Genomic DNA, 25,568 nt, shown 5'->3' with positions numbered 1-25,568 from the left:
GAAATGTGTTTCCGCTCGGCTTCACGTTACGCCCCGTCCGATCTTACTGCTGGTTCTGCGTGGTGCCGGTGTCATCGTTCTTGACGATGGAACCGGATTTGATGACTTGAATGCTCGGCTGGCCATCGCCGCTCAGAAGATAGTCGGCTGCCTCTGTATCGGCCTCCTGGGCATCGGCGACGCTGCGTAGAGCCAGCGATATGCGCTCGGCCATCTGCTGCGCGACCGTCATCACTTTCGATTGGTCGGGCGTGAGCTCGAGTGTGGCTGTGGTGCCTATGACGGACTTCGAACCGTCATCCTTCTCTTCGACCTGCTGGTCGATCGCCAGCACCCGGACATTGCTAAGCACGGTTTCGGTCAAATAGACGTCGCCGTCTGACTTGCGGACCATGATGACATCGACGCGGTCGTTGGGCAGGATGAAGCCGCCGGCGCCGGTGGCGACGGTGATTTCCGTGGCCACCGCCCGCTTTCCGGCCGGCAGCAGCGAAGACATGATGCGGTTTGACGGGTCGGCGATCTTTTCCTGGCGGAGGGGCTCACCGTCGAAGAGCGGCAGGCGGACGACCGCACCGGAAAGATCGTCGATTGCGGCCGGGCGGCTTTCCTCGGTGATCATGCCCTCGGCGACGCCGTCCTTCGGCCAGGCCAACCAGTGGATCGAATCGGCGCCGAGACGGGAGCCCACCGGCAGGCTTTTGCTGGCGACGAGGACATTGATGCTGGGCGCCTGCTCGACGAGCGGTTCCGCCGTCCGCAGCGCAGGAGCACGGGTGAGCTTCATCGCCAATAGCCCAGCCATTGCCGCGGAACCCACGGCCACCGCCAGAATGATGATGCGCACCGGTTTCATGATCTTCTCAGCCCCTGGAAATCCCCGGAGACAGATTGATCAGGAATTGGTGTAATTATAGTTAACGGATCACTTATGAACGCGGTTAACGAGACGTAACACGCGGTTTAGAAGTAAGGCCGCCATCACGAAAGCTGCGCGAAGACGGCTTCCATCAGCGGCGACGAGGGATAGGCGGCAAAGCCGCCGAGCGCGATCGCTGCGCCATAGGGAATCTTTTTCGCTGTCAGCAGCAGTTGCGGTACCGGAATGCCGCTCGCCAGAATCGCATTCTCTTGTCTCCGCAAGAGAAGTACGGCCACGGTCAGCAGCCCGCCGCAAATCGAGACATACACGAGAAAGGCGACGAGCGACGCATCGAGACCGAACCAGATGGCGCAGGCGGTCAGGAGCTTGGCGTCGCCGCCACCCATGATGTTGAGCGCAAAAAGGCAGAAGCAGACGGCAAAGACCAAGGCGGCCGCCGCCACGTGAAGGCCGATCTGGCCGAGGCCGAGGCCTACGAAGGGCGCGGTGACGACAAATGTACCAAGCAGGATCGCCGACACCCGGTTTGGGATCGTCATCGTCAGCAAATCCGAGATGGCCGCGAAGGCCAGGCAAAACGGAAAGACGACGAAGGCGGCAGCTATGGTCATCTTACCCTCCGAGGCGCACTTCCGCCGAAAGAAATAATGATCGAAGGCACGCGACAATTACACAAGACAGGCAGCAGGAAAGAGGGTCGCTTCACGACTGAAACGACCCTCTTCGCAATCAACAAAGACACGCGACGGATTACATATTGTCGTTAGCGGTCTTCATCTCGTCTTTGAGGCCCGTGAACAGCAAATCAAGCTGATCGCCAAGCGCCGTTGCGCCGGTGATGAGCGCCACCGAGATCAGGGCTGCGATCAGGCCGTATTCGATTGCCGTTGCACCGGATTCATCTTTCATCAGGCGGGCGAAAATGGTCTTCATGGAGGTTCTCCTACTTCACGTTGTTGTCAGCACTTCCGCCAACTGTTTGCCGTTGATCGGATACCCTGAAATTATCGGGGGCGAATTGCCATCGGCTTAAGGAAACCGGTTAGCGTGGAGTAAAAGCGTCACCGCTGTTTCTTGGATGAATGCTCCGGAAAGGGATCAGATTAATTGCGCAAGACTAATGTAACCTTTCATTCACCAAAACGCGCCAAGATGCGGGCAGCCATTCGCCATCAGGACGCGCCATGATAACGCCCCTCGCGACCAAGCCGGTCGCCACGCTCACCATTCTCGCAACTGCCCTTATCGGTATTCTTGCTGCCGGGGGTACGGAGGCGGCAGAGCAGATGATGCGTGTCTATATGGATCACGCCCGCGTGCTGAAACTCGACCGGCCGGTGAGCAAGGTGATCATCGGCAATTCGGATGTCGCGGACGCAACGGTCGCGGATTCGAAGACGATCGTTTTGACGGGCCGCAATTTCGGCACGACGAACCTCGTCATTCTCGACCAGGATGGCAACGCCATCGTCGACGAACGCGTCCTCGTGTCGATCGACGAGGGCAACACCGTACGCGTCTACAAGCAGACCACACGCACCGTCTTCTCCTGTTCGCCGAACTGCGAGCGTCACGCCGAACGCAAAGCGGCCACGTCGAGCAGCAATTAAGGCATCGCCGAGACCACTAAAATTCTTCGGGTCTTGGAAAACGATTCTTCAACAGTCGCAGCTTATTCTAGCGCCAATTGCATTAGACGGGGATGCAGGCGAACTCGCATGCACTTTTCCGCATCCCGCTCACGACGTGACATGACGGAACGGCGCAATGTCGATAGAAGTGAAAGCATCCATGGCAAGCCGGCGCGCATCGCGCCACCTCTTTCGCCGCCTGCTCGGTGACAGACGAGGCGGGACCGCAATTGAATTCGCCATCCTGGCGCTGCCGTTCTTCATCGTGGTCTTCGCCTCGATCGAGACATTCGTCGCCTTCACAGGCGAGCAATTGCTGGCGAATGCGACCGACACGCTGGCACGCAGGATCCGCACCGGCGAAATCACCTTCAACCAGGGCAAGTCGACGGACATGACCCAGGCGGAATTCCGCCAAGCGTTCTGCGACGAGATTGCCATCCTGTTGACCTGCTCCGCCACCGAGGTCGACGAGCCGGAAAAGCTTTATCTCGACATCCGCGAAGTTGCCGATCCCTCTCAGTTTCCGGCGGCGGTGCCGCGGGTCGGGTCCGGCGATTCCACCGATCTCGACACCGGCGGCTTTCAGTTCGCGCCGGGAGCCGACAAGGAGTTCACCATGGTGCGTGCCTATTACAGGTGGCAGGTGATCACCGATCTCGTGCGGCCTTATGTTACCAATCTCCGGCCCGCCGGCAGCAGCATGCCGCAGGATTACCTGATGGTGGCAACCGCAACGTTCCGCAACGAGGACTATTGAGGATATGATGGGACGCTCGCATGGAAGGACCCTTGTCCGGCGTGTCCTCGGACGCTTGTGCCGGCTGTCGCGGGATCGCCGCGGCGTCGGTGGCGTGGAATTCGCCCTCGTCGCGCCGCTCTTGATCATGGCCTATATCGGCGCCTTCGAGATCTCGGTCGGCTTCACGGTGCTGCGCAAGGTCGCCCGCGCCTCGAGTACCGTCGCCGACCTCGTCACCCAGGAGTCGAGCGTCGATACGGGCTTCCTCGAAGGAATGAACAACGTCGCGGAAAGCATCCTGGCCCCCTATGTCGGCACGAACTACACGCTGAAGATCACCGGCATACAGGTCACCGGCACAACGACCGGGACCGTCCTCTGGTCGCGCGACCAGGACGGCGGCACACCTTACCCGGCCAATTCCACGACCTCGGTGCCCTCCGATCTCGAGGCGGTAAACGCCTTCATCGTGCGCACCGAACTGATCGTCCCGCACGAACTGCTGCTCTTTTCGCCGGGTCTTTCGAGCAGCGTGAGCACGATCGACCTCACCAAGACCTCCTATTATCGCCAGCGCTTCGGAACGAAGATCGAATGCTCGGGCTGCTGAGGCGTTCGATCCGCTCAATTGCATTGAATTTGACGCCGCGCTATTTCTGCCGGATTGCGCGGGATCGCTCCCGCCGAGTTCGATAACACCGGACCGCGCCCGCGCTCCGGTCCAGCGGGTGTTCAATGGCGCGTGTCTTTCTCTTCGTCCTCGACTCCTTCGGCATCGGCGGTGCACCCGACGCCGAGGCCTTTGGCGATCTCGGCGCCGATACGCTCGGTCACATTGCCGAGTTCTGTGCGGCCGGCGCCGGCGACCGCGCCGGTTTGCGCGAAGGGCCACTGCAACTCCCGAATATGTCGGCGCTCGGGCTTGTCCATGCGGCGCGACTGGCAACCGGACGGGTCCCTGCCGGCATGCCGCTGCCGGAGCGCGTCTACGGCGTCTATGGCGCTGCCAGCGAGATTTCGCGCGGCAAGGACACGCCGTCCGGCCATTGGGAGATCGCCGGCACGCCGGTGATGTTCGACTGGGGCTATTTTCCCGCCGAGGGCGACGCGTTTCCCTCGGAACTCGTCGAGGCGATCTGCCGCGAAGGCGACGTTCCGGGCATTCTCGGCAACTGCCATGCCTCCGGCACCGACATCATCGCCCGCCTTGGCGAAGAGCATATGCGAAGCGGCAAACCGATCTGCTACACCTCGTCCGACTCGGTCTTCCAGATCGCGGCGCACGAGCAGAGCTTCGGGCTCGAGCGGCTGCTGGAGCTCTGCCAGGTCGTGCGGCGGCTCGTCGACGACTACAATATCGGCCGCGTCATCGCCCGGCCGTTCGTCGGCAACAATCCGGGCAATTTCACCCGCACCGGCCACCGCCGCGACTATTCCGTCCTGCCGCCGGAGCCGACGATCCTCGACCGGCTCGATCACGCCGGGCGGACGGTGCACGCGATCGGCAAGATCGGCGATATCTTCGCGCACCAAGGGGTGACCAGGATCACCAAGGCGGATGGCAACATGGCGCTTTTCGACGCCAGCCTGGCGGCCGTCGAAGAGGCGGAGGAGGGCGACCTCGTCTTCACCAACTTCGTCGATTTCGACATGCTCTACGGCCACCGCCGCGACGTGCCGGGCTATGCGGCGGCGCTCGAAGCCTTCGATGCCCGCCTGCCCGATCTCGACCGGCGGCTCCGGCCCGGCGATATCGTCATCCTGACCGCCGATCACGGCTGCGATCCCACCTGGCGCGGCACCGACCATACGCGCGAGCGTGTGCCGGTCTTGATGTTCGGTCCGTCGCTCAGGAGCCGATCCTTCGGCATTGCCGACAGTTTCGCCGATATCGGCGAGACGGTCGCCCGCCATCTCGGCATCGCGCCGGGTCCATATGGGAGAAGCCTTATTTGACCGCACATCTGAAGAAAGCCGAGCTGCATTGCCACATCGAAGGCGCCACGCCGCCGGAACTGGCGTTGCGGCAGGCCCGCAAATACGGCATCGACACCAGCGCCATCATCCGCGACAAGGCCTATGTCTGGGAGGATTTCACCAGCTTCGTGAAATGCTACGACAGCGTCGCTTCGCTGTTTCGCACCGAAGGCGATTATGCGCTGCTTGCCGAGACCTATTTGACGGAGCTTGCCGAAGCCGGAACGATCTACAGCGAGATCATCGTCTCGCCCGACCACGGCAACACGATCGGGCTCGGCGCCGACGCCTATATCGAGGGGCTTGCCGCCGGCATGGAAGCGGCCAGAGCGAAAACCGGCATCGAATCGCGCATGCTTATCACCGGCATCCGCCATCTCGGGCCGGAAGCGGTCGTCAGGACTGCTGAATATGCGGCCATGCTCCAGCACCCGCTGGTGACCGGCTTCAATCTCGCCGGCGAGGAGCGCATGCACAGCGTTGCCGCGTTCGCCCGCGCCTTCGACATCGTTCGCGACGCCGGCCTGGGCCTGACAATCCATGCAGGCGAGCTTTCCGGCGCCTTCAGCGTCCGCGACGCGCTCGACCATGTCCGCCCGTCGCGCATCAGCCATGGCGTTCGGGCGAGCGAGGACAAGGATCTGGTCAAGCGTCTGGCGGATGAGGGCGTTGTGCTGGAAGTCTGCCCGGGCTCGAACATTTCGCTGCAGGTGTTCCCGGATTTCGCCTCGCACCCGCTGCGCCCGCTTTTCGAGGCCGGCGTCCGCGTCACCCTCAACTCCGACGATCCGCCCTTCTTCCACACGTCGCTGGCGCAGGAATACGAGATCGCCTCGCATGTGATGGGCTTTGGTGACAGCGAAATCGACCGGATGACGAAGACGGCAATCGAAGCCGCCTTCGTCGACGAACCGACGCGGCAGAAGCTTTTGTCAGCCTTGCACGTCTAGCGGAGAAGGTGGAGCGATTGCCTCTCACCCTAGCCCTCTCCCCGCAAGCGGGGAGAGGGGACTTAGAGGGCGCGGCAGATCCCTTCTCCCCGCTTGCGGGGAGAAGGTGGCCGGCAGGCCCCGGATGAGTGGCCACCAGACAAGCAAGTTCGACCAACACTCTTGCGACTTTCGCTCTTTCCATGGAAAAGAGGGCGGATATGCCAATTCTCGGGGAAGGTGAAGCCATGGACGGCGTTACAGTGATCGATCATCCGCTGGTGCAGCACAAGCTGACCATCATGCGCAAGAAGGACACGTCGACCGCAGGCTTCCGACGGCTGCTCAAGGAAATCTCGACGCTGCTCTGCTACGAGGTGACGCGTGACCTGGAACTGACGACGGAGCGGATCGAGACGCCGCTGCAGGAGACCGATGCGCCGGTGCTCGAGGGCAAGAAGCTCGTCTTCGCCTCGATCCTGCGCGCCGGCAACGGCCTGCTCGAGGGCATGCTCGAGCTCGTACCCTCGGCCCGCGTCGCGCATATCGGCGTCTATCGCGATCATGAGACGCTGCAGCCGGTCGAATATTACTTCAAGGCGCCGGAAAACCTCAACGAACGCCTCGTCATCGTCGTCGACCCAATGCTCGCGACCGGCAATTCCTCGATCGCCGCAATCGACAAGCTCAAGGCGCGCGGCGCCAGGAACATCCGCTTCCTCTGCCTGCTTGCAGCACCGGAAGGCATCCGCAATTTCAAGGGAGCGCATCCGGACGTGCCGATCTACACGGCCTCGATCGACAGCCACCTGAACGAAAAAGGCTATATCGTGCCGGGTCTGGGCGACGCGGGCGACCGCATGTACGGCACCAAGTAAATCTTTCTTAACCAGACGACCAAGCAAGTGAGGCGCCGCCGGTTTTCCGGCGGCCTTTTTGCGCTGTGTTAGCAATGCTCCGCTCAAGATAGGCCAAACGCGCCCGCTGATCCCCGGAGCCAGGAATGCTGACACGCCTCATTGCCTTTGCCGGCGGACTTGCCGCCATTGCTCTCGTCGTGCCGGACCTCGTATCAAATTATCTCGATCGCGGGGAGTCTAGATCGCCGCCGCAAGCCTCCGCGAGCGCCACGCCGGCGACCGCCCGGTATGCGGGCGGCAAGGCCGTCGTGCTCGAAGCGGATCGCTCCGGCCATTTCGTCGGCACGTTCCGGATCAACGGGCGGTCGGAAGCGGGGCTGGTCGACACCGGTGCAAGCACGATCGCCATCAATGCCTCTGCAGCCCGGCGGTTCGGCATCGCCGTCGGCAATCTCTCTTTCGACGCGCGGGCGCAGACCGCCAACGGAATCGTCGAGGCCGCCCATGTCAGCCTCGACCGCATCGAAATCGGCGGCATATCGCTTCGGAACGTCGAGGCCATGGTCCTTCCGGACAAGGCACTTTCACGCATGCTCGTCGGCATGTCCTTCCTCAGCCGGCTCTCGGCCTACCGCGTCGAGGACGGCGCACTCCAGCTCGTCAGGTAATTTTCGACAGGACCACGGGGCGCGATGCTGGCCGTTCGTCGGCGATCACATAGAGCTCCGCAACCCTGTCTCTCACTGCTTCGGCCTGTTGCCGGTCGGCCGCATGAACGAAGGCGATCGGTTCGCCCTTATCGAGCTTCGTTCCGAGTGGCCTCAAATGGGAAAGGCCGACCCGGTGGTCGATACTCTCGTCCGGGTGGGTACGCCCGCCGCCGAGCGCAATGACCGCCATGCCCAGTTCGCGGGTCTCGCAGGCGGCCAGATAGCCATCGCGATGAGCGGGCACGGCGGCCGCGACCGGCGCCTTCTTGAGATAGGTATCCGACCGGTCGACGAAGTCCGCCGGGCCACCAAGCAGATGCACCATGCGGCCGAAGCGTTCCATCGCAGCCCCGCTTGCAAGAGCGTTCCGCGCCAGCGCCTCGGCCTCCATCTCGTCCGTCGCCACGCCCGCGGCGACGAGCATTTCGGCCGCGAAGGCCATCACCACACGATCAAGCCGCGTCCCCGCCTTCTCGCCGCGCAGAAAAGCGAGACAGTTCTCGATCTCGAGCGCATTGCCGGAGGCATCCGCTAGCGGCTCGTTCATGTCGGTGATCAGCGCCGAAGTCCGCACACCCGCCCCATTGGCGACATCTACGAGCGATTGCGCCAAAATTTCGGTTTCGCCGGGATCAGTCAGTAAGGAACCGTTGCCGAGCTTCACGTCCAGCACCAGCGACTGGAGGCCGGCGGCGAGCTTCTTCGAAAGGATCGAGGCGGTGATCAACGGCACCGAATCGACCGTCGCCGTCACATCGCGGATCGCATAGAGCCGCTTGTCGGCCGGCGCCAGATTGGCGGTCTGGCCGATGATGGCGCAGCCGACTTCGTCGACCACCCTATGAAACAGCGCCGGAGATGGCTCGATATCATAGCCCGGAATGGATTCGAGCTTGTCGAGCGTGCCGCCGGTGTGGCCGAGGCCGCGGCCGGAGATCATCGGTACGGCGGCGCCGCAGGCGGCAACAATCGGCGCCAGCATCAATGAGACGTTGTCGCCCACCCCACCGGTCGAATGCTTGTCGACGACCGGCCGCCCGAGCGCGCTCCAATCGAGTGTTTCGCCGGAATCGCGCATCGCCAGCGTCAGCGCCACGCATTCGTGGCGGTTCATGCCGGAAAACCAGACGGCCATGGCGAAGGCGGCGACCTGCCCCTCGGAGATCGAGCCGTCCGCGACGCCCGTGATGAAGTCGCCTATCTCCGCTCGTTCCAGCTGGGCGCCATCCCTCTTCTTCCGGATCACCTCCTGGGGAAGCATGGGCATATCAGGCTTCGCTCGCAATCATCTCTTGGAGGATCGCTGCCAGCCGCTTGCCGCCGAAGGGTGCCATCTCCTTCGTCTCGCGATGGCTGAGCTCCGTCCGGGTCATGCCGGCGCCGAAATTGGTGATGACCGATGCGGCCACGACCCTCAGACCGAAGAACCGGGCCAGGATCACCTCGGGCACGGTGGACATGCCGACCGCATCCGCACCCAGAATGCGGGCCATGCGGATTTCCGCCGGCGTTTCGAAGCTCGGGCCGGAGAACCACATATAGACGCCGCGCGCCAGCGGAATGTTGAGTCGTTCGGCGGCCTCCTCCATCCCAACAGCAAGTGCCGCGTCATAGGCATTGGTCATGCCGACGAAACGCTCGTCGCTCTCGACGCCGATCAGCGGATTGGCGCCGGAAAAGGCGATGTGATCGGCAATGCGCATCACCGAGCCGGGCGGCATGTCTTCGCGCAGTGATCCGGCCGAATTGGTGAGGATCAGATTTTCGACGCCGATCCGCTTCAGTGTTTCGATCGGACCGCGCATCGCATTGGCATCGCCGCTCTCATAGTAATGAGCCCGGCCGGAAAGGATAACGACGGGGACATCGCCGAGGCGACCGACGACGAGCTCACCCGCATGGCCGGAAACGCTGCTGACCGGGAAGCCAGGTATGTCCGCATAGGCAATGCGGACCGCCTCCGTCACCGCCTCGACAAGCGAGCCGAGACCCGAACCGAGGACGATGCCGTAGCGCGGCGACAGCCCGCCCAATCGCTCACGCAGGAATTCGGCCGCGGCGGTCATCCGAGGATCTCGGTTTCGAAGCTGTGCGGCAGCAGGTCGGAGAGCGCCAGGCTCTTCTTGATGCCCGTCTCGTCGCAGAGATAGATGCGCGTGCTGGCGCCGGAAAATTCCGCCAGCCGCTGCCGGCAGCCGCCGCAGGGTGGGCAAAGCGCGAGCTTCTCGGCGATGACGGCGACCTCCATGATCTTGCGCTGGCCGGCCATCACCATGTGGCTGATCGCCGTCGTCTCGGCGCACCAGCCTTCCGGGAACGACAGGTTCTCGATATTCGCGCCGGTATAGATCTGGCCGTCCTCGGCGCGAATGGCGGCCCCCACCGGAAACTTGGAATAGGGAGCATGCGCCTTTGCCATGGCCTCACGCGCCGCAACGAAAAGTTCGTTCTCCGACATGGGTCTGTCCTTGTTGTTGTGCATGTCGTTATCCCAAAACCGCTGCGCACTTTTGGGCGACATGCATCTTTGTTTCATGCATGTCGTTGTCCCAAAACCGCTGCGCACTTTTGGGCGACATGCATTAGCGCTCCTTCACATAGGGCACGCCGCCGGCCTTGGGCGGTATCGCCTTGCCGATGAAGCCGGCCAGCAGGATGACGGTCAGGATATAGGGCAGCGCCTGCATCAATTGTACCGGGACCTGGCCGACAAGCGGCAAAGGCGTGCCCTGCAGGCGGATGGCGAGCGCATCGAGGAAGCCGAAGAGCAGGCAGGCGAGCATGACGTTCTTCGGCCGCCATTTGGCGAAGATCAGCGCCGCGAGCGCGATATAGCCCTTGCCCGCCGTCATGCCCTTGACGAAGCCGGCGGTCATCGCCAGCGACAGATAGGCGCCGGCAAAGCCGCAGAGAATGCCGCAGCAGATGACCGCGCGGTATCTGAGCCAGATCACCGAAATGCCGGCGGTGTCGACCGCGCCGGGATTCTCGCCGACGGCCCTTAGCCGGAGCCCGAAGCGGGTGCGGTAGAGGATCCACCAGCTTGCCGGCACCATGATGAAGGCGAGATAGGTAAGCAGGAAATGACCGGAGAGCAGATCCGCATAGATCGGCCCGAGGATCGGCACGTCGCGGATCGCGTCCGCGCCAGGAAGATTGATCGTCTGGAACCTGGCGCCCTCGGCGAGCGCCGGCGTGCGGCCGCCCTGGCGGAACCAGGCCTCGCCGAGGATCACCGTCGAACCGGCGACGATAAAGTTGATTGCCACGCCCGAGACGATCTGGTTGCCACGCTGAGTGATCGAGGCATAGCCGTGCACCAGCGACAGCACCACCGAGATGAGGATCGCCGCGAGAAGCCCCATCCAGACCGACTGGGTGACGGCGGCGACGGCACCGGCCGCAAAGGCGGCGCCGAGCATCTTGCCTTCAAGCCCAATGTCGAAGACGCCGGCCCGCTCGGTGAAGAGACCGGCGAGCGCGGCAAAGACCAGCGGCACGGAGACGCGGATCGTCGATTCGAGGAGCACGACGAGGACGTGGAAGAAATCCATGGCTTCAGGCCCCCTTGGTCTGGACGACGGCGGCCGCACGCTGGCCGCGCATCGCGAAGGCGCGGGTGATCGCCGGGCGGAACATGTTTTCAAGCGCGCCGGCGAAGAGGATGACGAGGCCCTGGATGATGACAATCATGTCGCGCGAGATCGACGGCATCTCGAAGGCGATCTCGGCGCCGCCCTGGTAGAGGACGCCGAAGAGGATCGCCGCGGGGATGATGCCGCCCGGATGCGAACGACCCATCAGCGCCACGGCGATGCCGACGAAGCCGGCACCCTGCACGAAATCGAGCTGCATGCGGAACTGCTCGCCCATGATCGGGTTCAGCGCCATCATGCCGGCGAGGCCGCCGGAGATCATCATGGTGATGACGGTGATGCGGCTTTCGCGAATGCCGGCGTAGCGCGCCGCCGACGGGCTGTGACCCATGGTGCGCATTTCGTAGCCGAGCTTGGTGCGCCAGATCAGCACCCAGACGCCGAAGGCGGCGGCGAGCGCCAGCAGGAAGGAGATGTTGAAGGGCGCGGTTCCGACATTGAGGCCGAAGATCGACAGCAGCCAGTCGAGCTTCGGCAATTGCCCGCCCTCGGCAAAGGTTCGCGTCTGCGGCGCCATCGACCCGAGCGGCTTCAGGACGCGCGTCAACAGGTAGACCATCAGGCTCGAGGCGATGAAGTTGAACATGATGGTGGTGATGACGATGTGGCTGCCGCGCTTGGCCTGCAGCCAGCCGGGCAGGAATGCCCAGATCGCGCCAAAGAAGACCGAGCCGAGGATGGCGAGCGGAAAGACCACATACCAGGGCATCACCTGATCGAGCCACAGGCAGGCAAGCGCCACGCCAATACCGCCGACATAGGCCTGGCCCTCGCCGCCGATGTTGAAGAGCCCGGCATGAAAGGCAACGGCGACGGCAAGCCCCGTAAAGATGAAGGTCGTCGCGTAGTAGAGCGTGAAGCCGATATACTCGCCGCGGCCGAAGGCGCCGTTGATCAGGTGGTATGCGGCCTCGAACGGATTTTCGCCGACGAGCAGCACGACAAGACCGGCGACGACGAAAGCGACGGCAAGGTTGATCAGCGGGATCAGGCCATATTCGACCCAGCCCGGGAGCTTGGCGTAAGGTGTGCTCATTCAGCTGCCTCCATGCGGCCTTCGACGCCGGCCATCAGGAGGCCGAGCTCGCCCTCGGTCGCCTCCGGGCTGCGCTCGCCGACGACGCGGCCGGCAAACATCACGAGGATCCGATCGGAAAGGGAGCGTATCTCGTCGAGCTCGACGGAGACGAGCAGCACGGCCTTGCCCTGGTCGCGCATCTCGATGATCCGCTTGTGGATGAACTCGATCGCGCCGACATCGACGCCGCGCGTCGGCTGACCGATGATCAGCACGTCGGGTCCGCGCTCCATCTCGCGGGCCAGGACGATCTTCTGCTGGTTGCCGCCGGAGAAATTGGCGGTCTTCAGCCGCGCATTCGGCGGGCGAATGTCGTATTTGGCGATCTTCTCCTCGGCATCCTTGCGGATCGCGTCGATGTCGAGGAAGGCGCCCTTCAGGTAACGCGGGTCGTTGTGGTAACCGAGGATGGCGTTCTCGCTCTCCTCGAATTTGAGAACGAGCCCGACGTGATGCCTGTCTTCCGGGACGTGCGCGAGCCCGCGGTTCCTGAGGTCGGCAGGATCCCTATGGCCTGTCACGTCGACGGACCTGCCGTTCAGCAGCACCGTTCCGGAGGTTGCCTTGCGGATGCCGGCGATCGCCTCGAGTAGCTCCGACTGGCCGTTGCCGGCGACACCGGCAATGCCGACGATCTCGCCGGCCCGCACCTCGAAGGAGACGTCGTCGACCATGGTCACGCCGCGGCTGTCCTTGACCGTCAGATCTTGCACCGCGAGCTTCACGTCGCCGGGGCTCGCCTCCCCCTTCTCGACGCGCAGCAGCACGCGGCGGCCGACCATGAGTTCGGCAAGTTCCTCGACCGAGGTCTCGCGCGTCATGCGGGTCGCGACCATCTCGCCGCGGCGCATCACCGAGACCTCGTCGGTGATCGCCATGATCTCGCGCAGCTTGTGGGTGATCAGGATGATCGTCTTTCCCTGCGCCTTGAGCTGACCGAGAATTCGGAAGAGATGGTCGGCCTCGGCCGGCGTCAACACGCCTGTCGGTTCGTCGAGAATGAGGATATCGGCCCGGCGATAGAGGGCCTTGAGGATTTCCACCCGCTGCTGGAGGCCAACCGGCAGCTCCTCGATCAGCGCATCCGGATTGACCTCGAGCGCATATTCCTTCTCGAGCCGTTTCAGTTCCCGGCGCGCCTTGGCGATGCCCTTGTTGAGGATCTGGCTGTCTTCGGCGCCGAGCATGACGTTTTCGAGCACGGTGAAATTCTCGACCAGCATGAAATGCTGGTGCACCATGCCGATGCCGACGGAGATCGCCGTGTTCGGGTCGCGGATGGAGACCGGCTTGCCGTCGACGAAGATCTCACCGCTATCGGCTTGGTAGAAGCCGTAGAGGATCGACATCAGCGTCGATTTGCCGGCGCCGTTTTCGCCGATGATGCCGTGGATCGTGCCTTTGCGAACCTTGAGATTGATGTCCTTGTTAGCGTGGACCAGACCGAAGCTCTTGTCGATCCCGCGCAATTCGATGGCAATATTATCCATATTGGCCTGCGATCCCCTTTTTGCCCGCTTCGGCCTGCCCCAAGACCGTGCCGGCAATTTTTTACCATTTGGTATAAGTTTATCATCGATTTTCCGGCACGAAAGCCTCAAATCGCGATTTCCTTATACTCTCATCGGATCGCCGATGAGAGTCCAGCATGAATATGCACAGGCATATGAGGGGTCAGGGGTCCTAGGCTCTTGCCAGCGAAAGGCAAAATTCCTCAGGGTTCGACCGGCGTTCGCAACAGTCTCAGCGCATTGATCGTCACCAGGACGGTGGCGCCGGTATCGGCCAGGATCGCCGGCCAGAGGCCGGTCACGCCGGCAACGGTCGTTACGAGAAAGACGCCCTTGAGGCCGAGCGCTATCGCGATGTTCTGGTAGATATTGCGCATCGTCTGCCGCGACAGCCTCACCATCGCGGCAATATCCGTGACGCGCCCATGGAGGCTGGCGGCATCGGCCGTCTCGAGCGCCACGTCGGTGCCGCCGCCGACCGCAATGCCGACATCCGCAGCTGCCAGAGCCGGCGCGTCGTTGATGCCGTCGCCGACTTTGGCGACCACGTAGCCATCGCTCTTCAATTCGCAGATGATGCGCTGCTTGTCTTCCGGGAGGAGTTCGGCGCGCGCCTCGATCCCGAGCCGGCCGGCGATCGCCTCCGCCGTGCGCCGGTTGTCACCCGTGAGCATGATCACGCGAAGGCCGCGCTCCGCAAGCGCCTTCACGCCCGTCGCCGCATCGGTGCGCGGCTCGTCGCGCATGGCGAGCGCCCCGGCCGCGCGCCCGTCGGCGATCAGCACCGAAACGGTCTTGCCCTGGCCGTGCAGGGCGGTCACCTGCGCCTTTTGCTCCGCCGTCAATGGCGCGCGGCGGTCAGCCTCCTGCGGCGAGCCGAGGAAGAGGTCCGAGCCTGCCACCCAGCCGTTGACACCCTTGCCGCCGAGGGCCTTGACGTCGGTTGCGGTCGGCAATGCGGCTCCATCGGCCTCGGCACGCGACAGGATCGCCTGCGCCAGCGGGTGGCTGGAGCCCTGTTCGAGGGCGGCCGCATGGCTGAGGACGTCCACTTCGGCTCGGTCGAACCCAAGGATATCCGTCACCAACGGCCTACCTTCGGTGAGCGTGCCGGTCTTGTCGAAGGCGACGGCGGTGACCTTGCCGATGTTCTCGAGCACGGCGCCGCCCTTGATGAGCAGGCCGTGGCGCGCGCCGGCCGAGAGGCTCGCGGCGATCGCCGCCGGTGTGGATATCACGAGCGCGCAGGGGCAGCCGATCAGCAGGAGGGCGAGGCCCTTGTAGAGCCACTCCTGCCAGAGGCCGCCGAAGAAGAGCGGCGGGACGATCGCAACCAGGGCGGCGATCAGGGCCACGGCCGGCGTATAGGTGCGGGAGAAGCGGTCGATAAACCGTTCCGTCGGCGCTTTCATCTCCTGCGCCTCCTCGACGAGTCTGATGACGCAGGCCATGGTGTTGTCGGCGGCCGCGGCGGTGACGCGCAGCCGCAAGGCGCCATCGCCATTGACCGTACCGGCAAAGACGGCGTCGCCAGGCCCCTTCAGGACAGACGCGCTCTCGCCGGTCACCGGCGCTTCGTCGACGCCGCTCTCGCCGGTCAGGACCACGCCGTCGGCGGCGAACCGGTCGCCGGGGCGGACAAGAATGATGGCGCCCACCGGCAGGCTCTCCGCCGGAACCTCGATCATGCGGCCCTCCGCCTCCATGAGCGCCGTTTTCGGCACAAGCGCCGTCAGCGCTTCAATGCTCGCCCGCGCCTTGCCGGCAGCGATCCCTTCGAGGAGTTCGCCGATCAGGAAGAGAAACACGACCATCGCCGCCTCTTCGCCGGCGCCGATGAAGACGGCGCCAACCGCCGCGATGGTCATCAGCATCTCGATGGAGAACGGCGTCCCGGCGAGAGCGGCCATGACCGCTCGTCTGGCGATCGGCAGCAGGCCGACAAGCATGGCAAGTGTAAATATCCACGGCTCGGTCACAGGAAAGAGCTTTCCGACGCCGTAGGCCCCGGCGAGCGCGACGCCGCAGGCAACCGTCAGCCTGCCCTTTCTCGTTCTCCACCATGACTCCGCTCGGCGCACATGGTTCGCCGCCGCGCCTACTTGCGAGGGATGGTCCGAGTGTGCGGGCCGAACATCATGTGAGTGCCCATGGCCGCGATCATCACCCGCCACGTCATGGGCATGCGCATGGGCGCAGCAAGCATGCTCGCCAGGAGGCGACGCTCCTTGTGACACTTCGCCGGCCAGTGGCATGAGCCCGTAACCAAGCCCGACCAACTTGCGCACGATTGCCGGGCCGATATTGTCGTGGTCGGCATGCCGGACCGTCATCGTGGCCGCAGTCACCGAGACACTGACCTCCTCGACACCAGCGACCCGCCTGACGGCGGTGTCGATCTTCGCGGCGCAGGACGCGCAATCCATGCCTTCGACGCGATATCTGCTTTCCCGAACCGGACCTGTCATGCGTTGCTCCTCTTAGCTTCAGAGCAGGCTACAACCTCTAGCGACTAGAGTTACAAGCGAGAATGCCATAGTGCGGCGTAACTGGCGGGTCTGCGAGCGCGCCACAGCTATGGCGCTGAGAGCTTCTGCTGTCCGAGCGGTGGAGTCGGTCGACACGAAGACCAGCGTTTCCGCGCAAACTTCCAGAACCCCTAATTTCTAGTTGCAAAAGCAATGCAACTATGTATGTTCATCTTCGCTATGGTACAACCTCTGACGCTCGGTGATCACACTCGTAACGTTTGCGGCCGCATTGCCGTGCCATGGCTTTTTTTTCAGGCCTCGAGATCAAGAATCGCCCTGACCGGTACCGGTCAGGGCATCCCGCATGGGACCATCCTGACTCCGTCGTGCCGGTCAGGAAGAGTACCGACTGCCCGGCTGCCGGGGAACTGCCACGAACCAACGCGATTTGCACCGATGAGCGCTTTCGAACGAGTGATTGGCCAGGAGCTGGCACCGTACCTCCGATCAGTCGGCTTTCTGAGACATGGCCAGACTTGGAATCGGCGTACGGACGGCGTCGTGCAGGTCATTTCCGTACAGCGGTCGATGAACAATACAGAGCTCGATTCCCCTTCACGGTCAATATCGGCGTGACCCCCGGCACCCGGCCGACAAAGGCCAGAGTTGCGGAACATGACTGCAGGGCTCGCCAGCGCATCGGCTTTCTGCGCCCGGAGCGGCAGGATCATTGGTATCGCTATCAGCCGAAGGACGCGGCGAGCGTCCAGCTCGCGGTCGCGGAAGCCCGTGCAGACATAGAAGCTTACGCGCTGCCCTACCTCTCTCAAACGTCAGGCAAGTTTCCATGGCTGTTGCTACAGGCAACGCCGGTGATGCAAGCACATGCGGGGGTCTGGAAGGCATTCGACGGTCTCAGGCGGCGGATCATTCGTCTTTTGCCGTCAAAGAGGGCGTCTGGTCGGTAGCCCAAGCAACGGGCGGTGCCGTCCAAGCTGCGGCCGCGACCGGTGGCTGACGACCGAGTCGCAACGGCGATCACGTTGGCGAATACAACGGGATCGCCTTTCGCTTACAGCGTTACTCGTGAATCGTGTAGGAACCCAGCTTGCAGAGATCCTGCTTGTCTACCGTCGTCTCGAGATTGGAGTTCTCGTCGAACTCAAAACGCATGTCGTACTCGCACACGTCGCGGCCATCCGCGATCGTAAGCTCGATCGTTTCGCCCGGTTCCAAAACCTGGCTGCCGAACACGTCATCTTCCCATTCCTCGACCCCGACCGGCGACGTATGGAAACGAACGAGCGTCGCGCCTGTGTCGTGTTTCAACGTGAAGGTCAGGTCTTCGGCCGAAGCCGCCGATGAGAATGCGATGGCCCCCATGGTGACGGCAGCCAAAACAAATTGCTTCATGAAGTAAGTCCCCTGCCCGGAATTGAGCCCGCGTACACTACGCACGACGGGCAGGGCTACAACCTCTTTCCAGCTTCCCGCCGTTGGCTCACCAAAAATGGTGCTCTCGCGATATAAGCCTGGGCCGTTCATGTTCCAGAGATGACTCCTTCCGATATGCTTCCTGTGCTATGTTTCCGCCTTGTGCTTCCTTGCGGAGGGAAAGCAATATGGAAGCTCTCGCAATCTTCGCACGAAACTGCATTTTCGCTGTTTTCTCCGGCTGCATGCTTCTCTCGTCTCCGGTGGCGGCCGAAGAGGCGGCCGATGTAGCGACCGGGACGCGGCTCGCCGAATTGCTCAGGGCAGCCCGCAACGTCCTTTCGAATTATCAATCGCTCATCAATGATCCGGCCGTCGCAGACAAGCATCTCGACGGCGAACGTTTCACGGCCGAGGCGATCGCCCTCTATGGCAAGCGCACCGGCGGTCAATTGATCTCCAGCGATCTGGCGGAGCGCGATCGCAAGTTGCTCCAGGCACAGGTCGATGCCATGCGCGAGGTGATCGACGAGCATCAGGACGACATAAACCGGCCCGGGATCGCCTTTAAGGGTTTCGTTCCGGCCGTCTTTGCGCGCCTGATGAACGAGAAATTCGCCGCCAAGGTGGGAAACGAGGCGCTGGTCCGCGTCACTGCGCCGGAGGTCCTGGTGCGTAACCGCAAGTCGCTTCCCGACGCCTGGGAGGCGAAGGTCATCGAGGAGGTCTTTCCGGATCCGCAGAGACCCAAGGGGGACAGCTATACGGAATTGACGACGGTGAACGGCCGCCCTGCCTTTCGCATGCTGCTGCCGGAATATTACACCGAATCCTGTCTTACCTGTCATGGCGTGCCGAAGGGCGAAATCGACGTCACCGGCTATCCGAAAGAGGGCGGTAAAGCGGGTGACCTCGGCGGTGCGATCAGCATCGTCTTGTTCCAATGAGCGCGCTGGGAGAGCAGGTGCGGCCGGTCGTTGTCCCGGCGCCGGCCAAGAGGTTTGCCGGCCGGCTTGCCAACCTGCCGATCTCGGCCCGCGTCGCAACACTGACCGCCGCCGGCCTGATCAGCCTTGTCCTCTCATCGGTCTTTCTCACCCAGGCACTCCACCGCAGCGCCGAGCGCATGGCCGACACCCAGGAATTGTTCGACCGCGCCGCATCGGCGGCGGCGGCGCATGTCGCCTTCGGCGATCTCAGATACTGGCTGACCGATCTCTCCGTCAGCCTGCTGATGAATTCGCAGCGCAACGCGGAGCAGGCCCGCGAACGCCTGCAGGTGCAGCTGGAGCGCCTTGCCAAGCACTCTCCCGACGCCGTCAGAGAAATCCGCACGGAAATCGACGCCTATGTAGAGACGGCGCTGCAGGCAACGGAAAGCTACACCCAGGACAACCGCATTCTCGGCAACACCTTGTTGGCGGAGGCACGCACCCACAGCGGCCATGTCGATGCGAATCTCAACAGGCTGGTCGAGCAGGTCAAGGCCGATGCCGAGGCCGCCCGCAGCGAGGTCGTGGCGCAGACGCAGAAGACGGCCACCACCGCGGCCATCCTGGTCGGCGGCGTCGTCCTGATCGGCTCGCTTCTGACACTCCTCGTGCTGCGCTCGATCGTCGGTCCGCTCCGGCGCCTCAATCGGGTGATCGGCGACCTGACGGAAGGCCGCTACGACGTCGAGATCCCTCAGGAGGGCGGCGACGAATTCGGAGCCATGGCGAAAACGCTTTCGCTCTTCCAGCAAAACGCCATCGAAAAGAAAAAGCTCGAAGACGAGGCAGAGCGGCAAAGGCGGACGATCGCCGCGGCACTCGAGGCGATCTCCGACGGATTTGTCCTCTATGATCCGGATGACAAGATCCTCGTCGCCAACAGCAAATATTGCGAGATTTTCCCAAGCCACAAACCGAACGAGCTTCGCGGTAAGAGCTTCCGCGAGATCCTGCAACAGAACGTCGCAAGAGGGCAGGTGGACCTCGAAGGCAAGGCGCCGCAAGAGTGGATCGAGGAACGCCTGCGCCTCCACCGCGATCCGGCCGGTCTCGCCGACGAGAGGCGGTTCGGCGACAAATGGGTGCGCATCACCAAGCGCAAAATCCCCGACGGCGGGACGGTCGCCGTCTATACGGACATCACCGAACTCAAGCAAAGACAGGTCGAGCTCGAGCGGGCCAAGAGCAATGCCGAGGCGGCAAGCGAGGCCAAGAGCCGCTTCCTCGCTTCGATGAGTCACGAATTGCGCACGCCGCTGAATGCGATCATCGGATACAGCGAGATGCTGATAGAAGAGGCACGTGATCACAACGAAGACGAGCTGGTCCCGGACCTCGAGAAAATTGCCTCGGCCGGCCGGCATCTTCTGTCGCTCATCAACGACATCCTCGACCTTTCGAAGATCGAGGCGAACAAGATGGAGGTCTTCCTCGAAACCTTCGATGTCGCCGCGCTGCTGAGCGACGTGAAAGCCACTGTCGCACCGCTGATGGCGAAGAACCGCAACGAGTTCGTGCAGGATCTCGACGGCGATCTTGGAGAAATGCACTCCGACCAGACGAAGCTGCGCCAGAATCTCTTCAACCTCTTGAGCAATGCGGCGAAGTTCACCAATGACGGCCGGGTCACGCTTTCAGCTCGGCGGGAGGGGCGAGCGGACGGCGATTGGCTCGTCTTCAAGGTATCGGATACCGGCATCGGCATGACGCCGGAACAGCAGGACCGGCTTTTCAACGCCTTCACGCAGGCCGATGCTTCCACCACCCGCAACTACGGCGGCACCGGCTTGGGCTTGAGTATCACCCGCAGTTTCAGCCGTATGATCGGCGGCATCGTCAATGTCGAAAGCGAGGTCGGAAAGGGCTCGGTCTTCACCATGGAAGTGCCGGCACTGTGCAAGTGGGAGACTGAAGAGCCACGGGCGGCCGAGCCATCGCAGATCATCCAGCCGGGCCGCACGGCCCTGATCATCGACGACGACCCGGCGGCCCGCAACCTGATCGCAAAAGCGCTCGCGGAAGCAGGTCTTGCCTCGATGCAGGCAGCAAGCGGAGCGGAAGGAATAGCGGTCGCCCGGGAGTATCGGCCCGACGCCATCATTCTCGACATCATCATGCCGCGCCAGGACGGCTGGTCGGTGCTGCGCACGTTGAAGAGCGACCCTGAACTCTGCACCATCCCCGTGATCCTGGCGACAATCCTGGCGGATCGCGAGCTCGGCCTCTCGCTCGGCGCGGTCGAATACCTGACCAAACCGATCGACACCGATAAGCTGATCCGGACAATCGAGGCTTGCGGGGGCGGAAACCGCGACGTGCTGGTCATCGATGACGATCAGGCTTCCCGCGACTTCCTGCGGCGCATTCTGGTGAAGAGGGATTGGAAGGTTCACGAGGCAGGCGATGGCATCCGCGGTCTCGAAGTGATGAAACGGCTTCTGCCGCGCCTGGTCCTGCTCGACCTGCTGATGCCGGAAATGGACGGATTCCAGACGCTCAGCGAGATGCAGAGGATCCCGGAGCTGCAGAACATTCCGGTCGTCGTGGTCACGTCGAAGGACCTCTCGGCAAACGAGTTGCGGTGGCTGCGCGAACGGGCGGTCGCCGTCGTGAACAAAGGTGCAAACAGCAGGTCGCAACTGGTCGAGGCGCTCGAGCGCCAGATCGCATCGCGTGAAACGGCCGCCCAAGCCGGCGGCAGCGGCTGAAGCCTACAACGCTCGTGCAACCTTGCGGCAAGCCGGAGGAGACCGGAAATGACGAGAATCCTTCTGGTGGAAGACAATGAAATGAACCGCGACATGCTTTCGCGGCGGCTGTCTCGGCGCGGCTTCGACGTGCTCATTGCGGAAAACGGCAAGGCGGGCGTCGAGCTCGCCGCTTCCGAAAGGCCCGATCTGATCCTGATGGATATGAGCCTGCCGGTCATGGACGGCTGGGAAGCGACCAGGCAGATCAAGGCCAACCCGCTCACCTCTACGATCCCGGTCATCGCGCTGACTGCGCACGCCATGGCGAGTGATCGGGACCTGGCGCTCGATGCCGGCTGCGACGACTATGACAGCAAGCCGGTCGACCTGTCGCAGCTTGTCCGAAAGATCGAGCAGTTGCTCACCACATCCAATTGAGTGGCGTTTGAAAATGAGTGTCGGTAACGAATTCCAGCGTCAAGCCTTGGCCACCCACGTGGCGCAGCGGATGGCCGGCCCAGCACAGGCGATCCTCGGATTTCAGGAGCTGTTGCTCGAACAGGCGCGGGACCTCGGCTTGGCACATATGCTGGCCGATCTGGAGCGGATCGGCGCTGCCGCGACACAATTGAATGGTCTGATCGATCGCCTGATCGATGACCAGGCGAACTGTCCGGAGAGAGACGAAGCCGGGGCGGAGGCACGGTTGCGGCACAATCTGCGCACGCCGCTAAATGCCATTATCGGCTATTCCGAAATGATTCTCGAAGAGGCGGGAGACTTGCACCCGCACACGCTGAAGGAGGATCTCGGCGTGATACTGACGGCGGCGGCCGAGCTTTTGAAGCAGGTCGACGCCATCGCCGGTCTTTCGCGCGGGGCGGCCATCGAGGCGCTTCAGCCAAGGGATCAGGCGGGGCTCGACGCAGCCGAACTGGAGCGGCTCCTGTTCAAGACCGGGCATGATGCCTGGCCGGATCAGGGCGGCAGAATTCTCGTCGTCGATGACGTCGCCAGCAATCGCGACCTCCTCTCCCGCCGCCTGCGGCGCGAGGGCCATCGTGTCGCCGTCGCCGATTCCGGCCTCTCGGCGCTTGCGAGACTGCAGGAGGGGGAGTTTGACCTCATCCTGCTCGATATCCTGATGCCGGACATGAACGGCATCGAAGTCCTTTCGCGGCTGAAGGCGGAAGACCGCTGGCGGCACATCCCGGTGATCATGATATCGGGCCTGAACGAAGTGGCCGCGGTGGCCCGCTGCATCGAAGCGGGAGCCGATGACTATCTGACGAAGCCGTTTAATCCGATCCTGCTTCGGGCGCGCATCAACTCCACCCTCGAAAAGAAGCGCTGGCTCGACCGCGAGCACCGCTATCTTGAGCAGATCCAAACGGAGAAGCGGCGCGCCGATGACCTTATCCACGCGATCCTACCAGACCAGATCGTTGCCCGATTGCAGGGCGGCGAGGAGATCATCGCCGACCGCTTCGAAGAGGTGTCGATTCTGTTTGCCGATATCGTCGGCTTCTCGCCCATCGCGGCAAGGCTGCCGCCGTCCGATCTGGTCAGGCGACTGGATAGTATGTTCAGCAAGTTCGATCTGCTGACCGAGCAGCATGGCGTGGAGAAGATCAAGACCATCGGCGATGCCTATATGGCTGCCTGCGGGATCCCGGAGCCTTCGGCGGATCACGCCGACAGGATCGTGGCTCTCGGGAAATCGATGCTGGAATCGTTGCAGGATACGGCCCCCGACGGCGACCGCTTCCGGGTTCGCATCGGAATCCATTCGGGGCCGGTCGTCGCCGGACTGATCGGCCGGCTTCGCTTCGTCTACGACGTCTGGGGAGAAACGGTCAACATTGCGAGTCGCCTCGAATCCCAGGGCGTTCCCGACAGCGTGCAAATCTCGGAAGCGACCAGGCGTGCCTTGCACGGCCGATGGGCGCTGGAGCCCCGTTGCGCTCTCGACCTGAAGGGCAACGGCAGAATCGAGACCTATCTCGTTCGATAGGCCTGACGCCCGGCGCCGGCTCGTTGCGAAGGGAGACTTGGCGCCCGCCGGCGATCCCCGCAGTCTGCTGCCGCTCAATAAGAGTGCGCCGAGCCTCAGCAGCCCGGCGCTTGGGCGGCATTTCCCTCATCCCACCTTGGGCTCGACCGGCTCCCAAATACTTATTCTGCGAGTTTCGGGCATCAGATACAGGGCGAGCAGGAAGCATACGGCGGGCACCATGATCGGGTAGATCAGCGCATAGCCGATGCTACCGGTGGCGGCGAAAGCCGCCGAGGTGACGAAGGGCACCAGTCCGCCGCCCCACCCGTTGCCGATGTGATATGGCACCGATACCGACGTGTACCGGATCCGGCCGGGAAAATATTCTGCCAGGAACGCCCCGACCGGCCCATAGACCATTCCGACATAGCAAACCAGGATGAAGATGATGAGGATCGCGGTCGGGTAATTGATGTTTTCAGGCTGCGTGACTGTGCCCAGCCACAGATACAGCGGGTAATAAGTGATCGCCGCAAGCAGCATGCCTCCGAGGATCACCGGCTTGCGGCCGATAATGTCGGACAGCCAGCCGAAGAAGATCAAGCTCGGCGTCGCAAGCAGCAGCGCTGCACCGACGATATAGGCGGAGTTCAGCGGGTCCACCTTGGAAACCTGCTGCAGGAAGTACAAGGCCCAGAACTGGCCGCTGTACCAGACCACCCCCTGCCCGATCAGCACGATGGTGGCGATGCCGACATATTTGATGTTGGAACTGAGGAAGGCCTCTTTCCAGGGATTCTGGGTCATCTGCCCCTTGGCCTTGATCTCCGCAAAGATCGGTGTCTCCTGGAGCTGAAGCCGGATGTAGATTGCGATGCCGACCAGCAGGAACGACACCAGGAACGGAACGCGCCACGCCCATGCGTCGAACACTTCATTGCCGAAATAGGTGCGCGTCGCGATGATCACGGCGAGCGACACCACGATCCCGAGGGTCGGAGAGGTCTGAAGCCAGCCGGTGTAGTAGCCGCGCCGTTCATCGGGCACATGCTCGGCGACATAGGTGATAGCGCCGCCATATTCGCCGCCGAGGCACAGGCCCTGAATCATCCGCAGGGCGAAGAGGAGGAATGCCGCGGTCAGGCCGATCGCCTCGTAGGTCGGGATCAGACCGATCGCGCCAGTGCCCAAGCCCATTCCGCTGAGGGTGATGAGGAAGGTATATTTGCGGCCGACCCGATCGCCCATCCAGCCGAAGAGAAATGCCCCCAGCGGGCGGATCAGGAAGCCTGCGGTGAACAGCGCAATCGTGCTCAAGAGCGCCGCGACCGGGTGTGACTGTTCAAAGAACTTGACCGACAGAACGGCGGCCAAGCTGCCGAAAATATAGAAGTCATACCATTCGATGATATTTCCCACCGAGGCGGCAATGATCACGCGGCGGAAATCCTTCGGGACTTGGATAGCCATGTTTCTTCCTCCCGTTGCATCACATGGCCCCCACAATTTTTCAGTATTTTAGCACGAAAACTGCACGTTAAAAGAGCTCTGCTCCGGCAACAACAGATCTCTGAAGTAACGACTTGTCGCGAAAGCTCGACTTTGCCAAGCCTGGGGCGACGATCGCAAGTTCTGACTTACATCGATACATGGTGCGAATGACGACTTCCCCATGCAGAGCGACGTGGAGATTCGAACTTTGCGACGGACACACATCTGTCGCGAATCTCGTCCGACTTCATTTGCAAAAGCTGTTCTGCTGCGGACAACAACGTGCAGCGCTTCAGTGCTACAGACTATTTGGGGAGGCTGACAGACGCGCGGCGTTACGGGTGTCCTGCACTCGGTGACGCAGCGTGGCAGTGGCGAGTTCGGTGTGTGCGTTGGGCGGTAAAAGCAAAAGGCCCGCCTGGGATGATCCGGGCGGGCCTTGTTGTTGTCTTGGATTGGTTGCGGGGGCAGGATTTGAACCTGCGGCCTTCAGGTTATGAGCCTGACGAGCTACCGG

At 62.7% G+C, this 25,568-nt stretch carries 25 protein-coding genes; 13 read left to right on the top strand and 12 right to left on the bottom strand.

What is annotated here, in order from left to right:
* Positions 1–43: 43 nt before the first annotated feature.
* The 3 genes from cpaB to CO676_RS29565 form a co-directional block, all read right to left on the bottom strand.
* Positions 44–856 (bottom strand): Flp pilus assembly protein CpaB, encoded by an 813-nt coding sequence (cpaB, locus tag CO676_RS29575; RefSeq protein ID WP_097523708.1) that lies wholly within the window; start codon positions 854–856, stop codon positions 44–46.
* Positions 857–981: 125 nt separating this feature from the next.
* On the bottom strand, positions 982–1,494 hold the full coding sequence (locus CO676_RS29570; RefSeq protein WP_097523707.1) for a prepilin peptidase: 513 nt from the start codon (positions 1,492–1,494) through the stop codon (positions 982–984).
* A gap of 139 nt (positions 1,495–1,633) precedes the next feature.
* Positions 1,634–1,816, bottom strand: coding sequence for a Flp family type IVb pilin (locus CO676_RS29565; RefSeq protein WP_097523706.1), 183 nt, complete (start codon positions 1,814–1,816; stop codon positions 1,634–1,636).
* A 251-nt stretch (positions 1,817–2,067) separates the two neighbouring features.
* Between CO676_RS29565 and CO676_RS29560 the strand changes: the two genes are divergently transcribed.
* The 7 genes from CO676_RS29560 (at position 2,068) to CO676_RS29530 (ending at position 7,690) form a co-directional block, all read left to right on the top strand.
* Positions 2,068–2,493, top strand: a complete 426-nt coding sequence (locus CO676_RS29560; protein ID WP_097523705.1) for a pilus assembly protein N-terminal domain-containing protein — start codon at positions 2,068–2,070, stop codon at positions 2,491–2,493.
* Positions 2,494–2,650: 157 nt separating this feature from the next.
* Positions 2,651–3,274, top strand: a complete 624-nt coding sequence (locus CO676_RS29555; protein ID WP_097523704.1) for a TadE/TadG family type IV pilus assembly protein — start codon at positions 2,651–2,653, stop codon at positions 3,272–3,274.
* Between the two features lie 7 nt (positions 3,275–3,281).
* Positions 3,282–3,866, top strand: coding sequence for a TadE/TadG family type IV pilus assembly protein (locus CO676_RS29550; RefSeq protein WP_097523703.1), 585 nt, complete (start codon positions 3,282–3,284; stop codon positions 3,864–3,866).
* Between the two features lie 125 nt (positions 3,867–3,991).
* Positions 3,992–5,212, top strand: coding sequence for a phosphopentomutase (locus tag CO676_RS29545; protein WP_097523702.1), 1,221 nt, complete (start codon positions 3,992–3,994; stop codon positions 5,210–5,212).
* The gene (locus CO676_RS29540; RefSeq protein WP_014766568.1) at positions 5,209–6,183 is read left to right on the top strand and encodes an adenosine deaminase; all 975 of its coding nucleotides are present in this window, start codon (positions 5,209–5,211) and stop codon (positions 6,181–6,183) included. Before CO676_RS29545 ends, CO676_RS29540 begins: the two co-directional genes overlap by 4 nt.
* A gap of 227 nt (positions 6,184–6,410) precedes the next feature.
* Complete coding sequence (gene upp / locus CO676_RS29535) at positions 6,411–7,040, top strand: uracil phosphoribosyltransferase (protein WP_041415692.1); 630 nt, start codon at positions 6,411–6,413, stop codon at positions 7,038–7,040.
* Positions 7,041–7,165: 125 nt separating this feature from the next.
* Positions 7,166–7,690: a TIGR02281 family clan AA aspartic protease gene (locus CO676_RS29530; protein WP_097523701.1), complete on the top strand. Its 525-nt coding sequence runs from the start codon at positions 7,166–7,168 to the stop codon at positions 7,688–7,690.
* Here the strand turns inward: CO676_RS29530 and deoA are convergent.
* The 7 genes from deoA to CO676_RS29495 form a co-directional block, all read right to left on the bottom strand.
* Positions 7,683–8,999, bottom strand: coding sequence for a thymidine phosphorylase (gene deoA / locus CO676_RS29525; RefSeq protein WP_097523700.1), 1,317 nt, complete (start codon positions 8,997–8,999; stop codon positions 7,683–7,685). The two genes, CO676_RS29530 and deoA, sit on opposite strands and share 8 nt — an antisense overlap.
* A gap of 1 nt (position 9,000) precedes the next feature.
* Positions 9,001–9,798, bottom strand: coding sequence for a purine-nucleoside phosphorylase (locus CO676_RS29520; RefSeq protein WP_097523699.1), 798 nt, complete (start codon positions 9,796–9,798; stop codon positions 9,001–9,003).
* The gene (locus tag CO676_RS29515) at positions 9,795–10,214 is read right to left on the bottom strand and encodes a cytidine deaminase (protein ID WP_080605856.1); all 420 of its coding nucleotides are present in this window, start codon (positions 10,212–10,214) and stop codon (positions 9,795–9,797) included. The genes CO676_RS29520 and CO676_RS29515 overlap by 4 nt, the downstream gene beginning before the upstream one ends.
* Positions 10,215–10,314: 100 nt before the next feature.
* A complete protein-coding gene (locus tag CO676_RS29510) occupies positions 10,315–11,286 on the bottom strand; it encodes an ABC transporter permease (protein WP_014766562.1) in 972 nt (323 codons plus the stop codon).
* Positions 11,287–11,290: 4 nt separating this feature from the next.
* The gene (locus tag CO676_RS29505) at positions 11,291–12,424 is read right to left on the bottom strand and encodes an ABC transporter permease (RefSeq protein WP_097523698.1); all 1,134 of its coding nucleotides are present in this window, start codon (positions 12,422–12,424) and stop codon (positions 11,291–11,293) included.
* Positions 12,421–13,956 carry an ABC transporter ATP-binding protein gene (locus CO676_RS29500; RefSeq protein WP_097523697.1) on the bottom strand — a complete coding sequence of 512 codons (1,536 nt, stop codon included), beginning with the start codon at positions 13,954–13,956 and terminating at the stop codon, positions 12,421–12,423. The genes CO676_RS29505 and CO676_RS29500 overlap by 4 nt, the downstream gene beginning before the upstream one ends.
* 224 nt (positions 13,957–14,180) lie before the next feature.
* Entirely contained in the window at positions 14,181–16,445 is a 2,265-nt protein-coding gene (locus CO676_RS29495; RefSeq protein WP_097523696.1) for a heavy metal translocating P-type ATPase, read from the bottom strand.
* A 213-nt stretch (positions 16,446–16,658) separates the two neighbouring features.
* Between CO676_RS29495 and CO676_RS37075 the strand changes: the two genes are divergently transcribed.
* Positions 16,659–17,084 (top strand): DUF4304 domain-containing protein, encoded by a 426-nt coding sequence (locus tag CO676_RS37075; protein WP_348628080.1) that lies wholly within the window; start codon positions 16,659–16,661, stop codon positions 17,082–17,084.
* Entirely contained in the window at positions 17,081–17,416 is a 336-nt protein-coding gene (locus CO676_RS29490; RefSeq protein WP_280952067.1) for a hypothetical protein, read from the top strand. Before CO676_RS37075 ends, CO676_RS29490 begins: the two co-directional genes overlap by 4 nt.
* A gap of 112 nt (positions 17,417–17,528) precedes the next feature.
* Here the strand turns inward: CO676_RS29490 and CO676_RS29485 are convergent, their stop codons facing one another.
* Positions 17,529–17,861: a hypothetical protein gene (locus tag CO676_RS29485; RefSeq protein WP_097523695.1), complete on the bottom strand. Its 333-nt coding sequence runs from the start codon at positions 17,859–17,861 to the stop codon at positions 17,529–17,531.
* Positions 17,862–18,070: 209 nt separating this feature from the next.
* On the opposite strand from CO676_RS29485, the gene CO676_RS29480 reads away from it, so the two are divergent.
* The 4 genes from CO676_RS29480 to CO676_RS29465 are packed head-to-tail and all read left to right on the top strand — an operon-like array spanning position 18,071 to position 23,578.
* Positions 18,071–18,829, top strand: a complete 759-nt coding sequence (locus tag CO676_RS29480) for a DUF3365 domain-containing protein (protein ID WP_014766557.1) — start codon at positions 18,071–18,073, stop codon at positions 18,827–18,829.
* Positions 18,826–21,582 (top strand): response regulator, encoded by a 2,757-nt coding sequence (locus CO676_RS29475; protein ID WP_097523694.1) that lies wholly within the window; start codon positions 18,826–18,828, stop codon positions 21,580–21,582. Before CO676_RS29480 ends, CO676_RS29475 begins: the two co-directional genes overlap by 4 nt.
* 48 nt (positions 21,583–21,630) lie before the next feature.
* Entirely contained in the window at positions 21,631–22,002 is a 372-nt protein-coding gene (locus CO676_RS29470) for a response regulator (protein WP_041414811.1), read from the top strand.
* A gap of 13 nt (positions 22,003–22,015) precedes the next feature.
* On the top strand, positions 22,016–23,578 hold the full coding sequence (locus tag CO676_RS29465; RefSeq protein ID WP_097523693.1) for an adenylate/guanylate cyclase domain-containing protein: 1,563 nt from the start codon (positions 22,016–22,018) through the stop codon (positions 23,576–23,578).
* A gap of 126 nt (positions 23,579–23,704) precedes the next feature.
* Here the strand turns inward: CO676_RS29465 and CO676_RS29460 are convergent, their stop codons facing one another.
* Entirely contained in the window at positions 23,705–25,030 is a 1,326-nt protein-coding gene (locus CO676_RS29460; protein WP_014766554.1) for an MFS transporter, read from the bottom strand.
* Positions 25,031–25,568 lie beyond the last annotated feature (538 nt).

The sequence above is a fragment of the Sinorhizobium sp. BJ1 genome, from assembly GCF_002531555.1.
Taxonomy (GTDB): domain Bacteria; phylum Pseudomonadota; class Alphaproteobacteria; order Rhizobiales; family Rhizobiaceae; genus Sinorhizobium; species Sinorhizobium fredii_B.
This window is presented reverse-complemented; position numbering and strand designations above follow the sequence as displayed.

What these genes read in the sequence shown, in the direction of transcription:
- CO676_RS29475 (WP_097523694.1), top strand. Translation starts at nt 18,826, where the DNA reads ATGAGCGCGCTGGGAGAGCAGGTGCGGCCGGTCGTTGTCCCGGCGCCG.
- CO676_RS29520 (WP_097523699.1), bottom strand. Translation starts at nt 9,798, where the DNA reads ATGACCGCCGCGGCCGAATTCCTGCGTGAGCGATTGGGCGGGCTGTCG.
- CO676_RS29495 (WP_097523696.1), bottom strand. Translation starts at nt 16,445, where the DNA reads ATGACAGGTCCGGTTCGGGAAAGCAGATATCGCGTCGAAGGCATGGAT.
- CO676_RS29505 (WP_097523698.1), bottom strand. Translation starts at nt 12,424, where the DNA reads ATGAGCACACCTTACGCCAAGCTCCCGGGCTGGGTCGAATATGGCCTG.
- CO676_RS37075 (WP_348628080.1), top strand. Translation starts at nt 16,659, where the DNA reads ATGCAACTATGTATGTTCATCTTCGCTATGGTACAACCTCTGACGCTC.
- upp (WP_041415692.1), top strand. Translation starts at nt 6,411, where the DNA reads ATGGACGGCGTTACAGTGATCGATCATCCGCTGGTGCAGCACAAGCTG.
- CO676_RS29465 (WP_097523693.1), top strand. Translation starts at nt 22,016, where the DNA reads ATGAGTGTCGGTAACGAATTCCAGCGTCAAGCCTTGGCCACCCACGTG.
- CO676_RS29570 (WP_097523707.1), bottom strand. Translation starts at nt 1,494, where the DNA reads ATGACCATAGCTGCCGCCTTCGTCGTCTTTCCGTTTTGCCTGGCCTTC.
- CO676_RS29500 (WP_097523697.1), bottom strand. Translation starts at nt 13,956, where the DNA reads ATGGATAATATTGCCATCGAATTGCGCGGGATCGACAAGAGCTTCGGT.
- CO676_RS29530 (WP_097523701.1), top strand. Translation starts at nt 7,166, where the DNA reads ATGCTGACACGCCTCATTGCCTTTGCCGGCGGACTTGCCGCCATTGCT.
- CO676_RS29550 (WP_097523703.1), top strand. Translation starts at nt 3,282, where the DNA reads ATGGGACGCTCGCATGGAAGGACCCTTGTCCGGCGTGTCCTCGGACGC.
- CO676_RS29470 (WP_041414811.1), top strand. Translation starts at nt 21,631, where the DNA reads ATGACGAGAATCCTTCTGGTGGAAGACAATGAAATGAACCGCGACATG.
- CO676_RS29480 (WP_014766557.1), top strand. Translation starts at nt 18,071, where the DNA reads ATGGAAGCTCTCGCAATCTTCGCACGAAACTGCATTTTCGCTGTTTTC.
- CO676_RS29555 (WP_097523704.1), top strand. Translation starts at nt 2,651, where the DNA reads ATGTCGATAGAAGTGAAAGCATCCATGGCAAGCCGGCGCGCATCGCGC.
- CO676_RS29545 (WP_097523702.1), top strand. Translation starts at nt 3,992, where the DNA reads ATGGCGCGTGTCTTTCTCTTCGTCCTCGACTCCTTCGGCATCGGCGGT.
- CO676_RS29565 (WP_097523706.1), bottom strand. Translation starts at nt 1,816, where the DNA reads ATGAAGACCATTTTCGCCCGCCTGATGAAAGATGAATCCGGTGCAACG.
- CO676_RS29560 (WP_097523705.1), top strand. Translation starts at nt 2,068, where the DNA reads ATGATAACGCCCCTCGCGACCAAGCCGGTCGCCACGCTCACCATTCTC.
- CO676_RS29460 (WP_014766554.1), bottom strand. Translation starts at nt 25,030, where the DNA reads ATGGCTATCCAAGTCCCGAAGGATTTCCGCCGCGTGATCATTGCCGCC.
- CO676_RS29510 (WP_014766562.1), bottom strand. Translation starts at nt 11,286, where the DNA reads ATGGATTTCTTCCACGTCCTCGTCGTGCTCCTCGAATCGACGATCCGC.
- cpaB (WP_097523708.1), bottom strand. Translation starts at nt 856, where the DNA reads ATGAAACCGGTGCGCATCATCATTCTGGCGGTGGCCGTGGGTTCCGCG.
- deoA (WP_097523700.1), bottom strand. Translation starts at nt 8,999, where the DNA reads ATGCCCATGCTTCCCCAGGAGGTGATCCGGAAGAAGAGGGATGGCGCC.
- CO676_RS29515 (WP_080605856.1), bottom strand. Translation starts at nt 10,214, where the DNA reads ATGCACAACAACAAGGACAGACCCATGTCGGAGAACGAACTTTTCGTT.
- CO676_RS29485 (WP_097523695.1), bottom strand. Translation starts at nt 17,861, where the DNA reads ATGAAGCAATTTGTTTTGGCTGCCGTCACCATGGGGGCCATCGCATTC.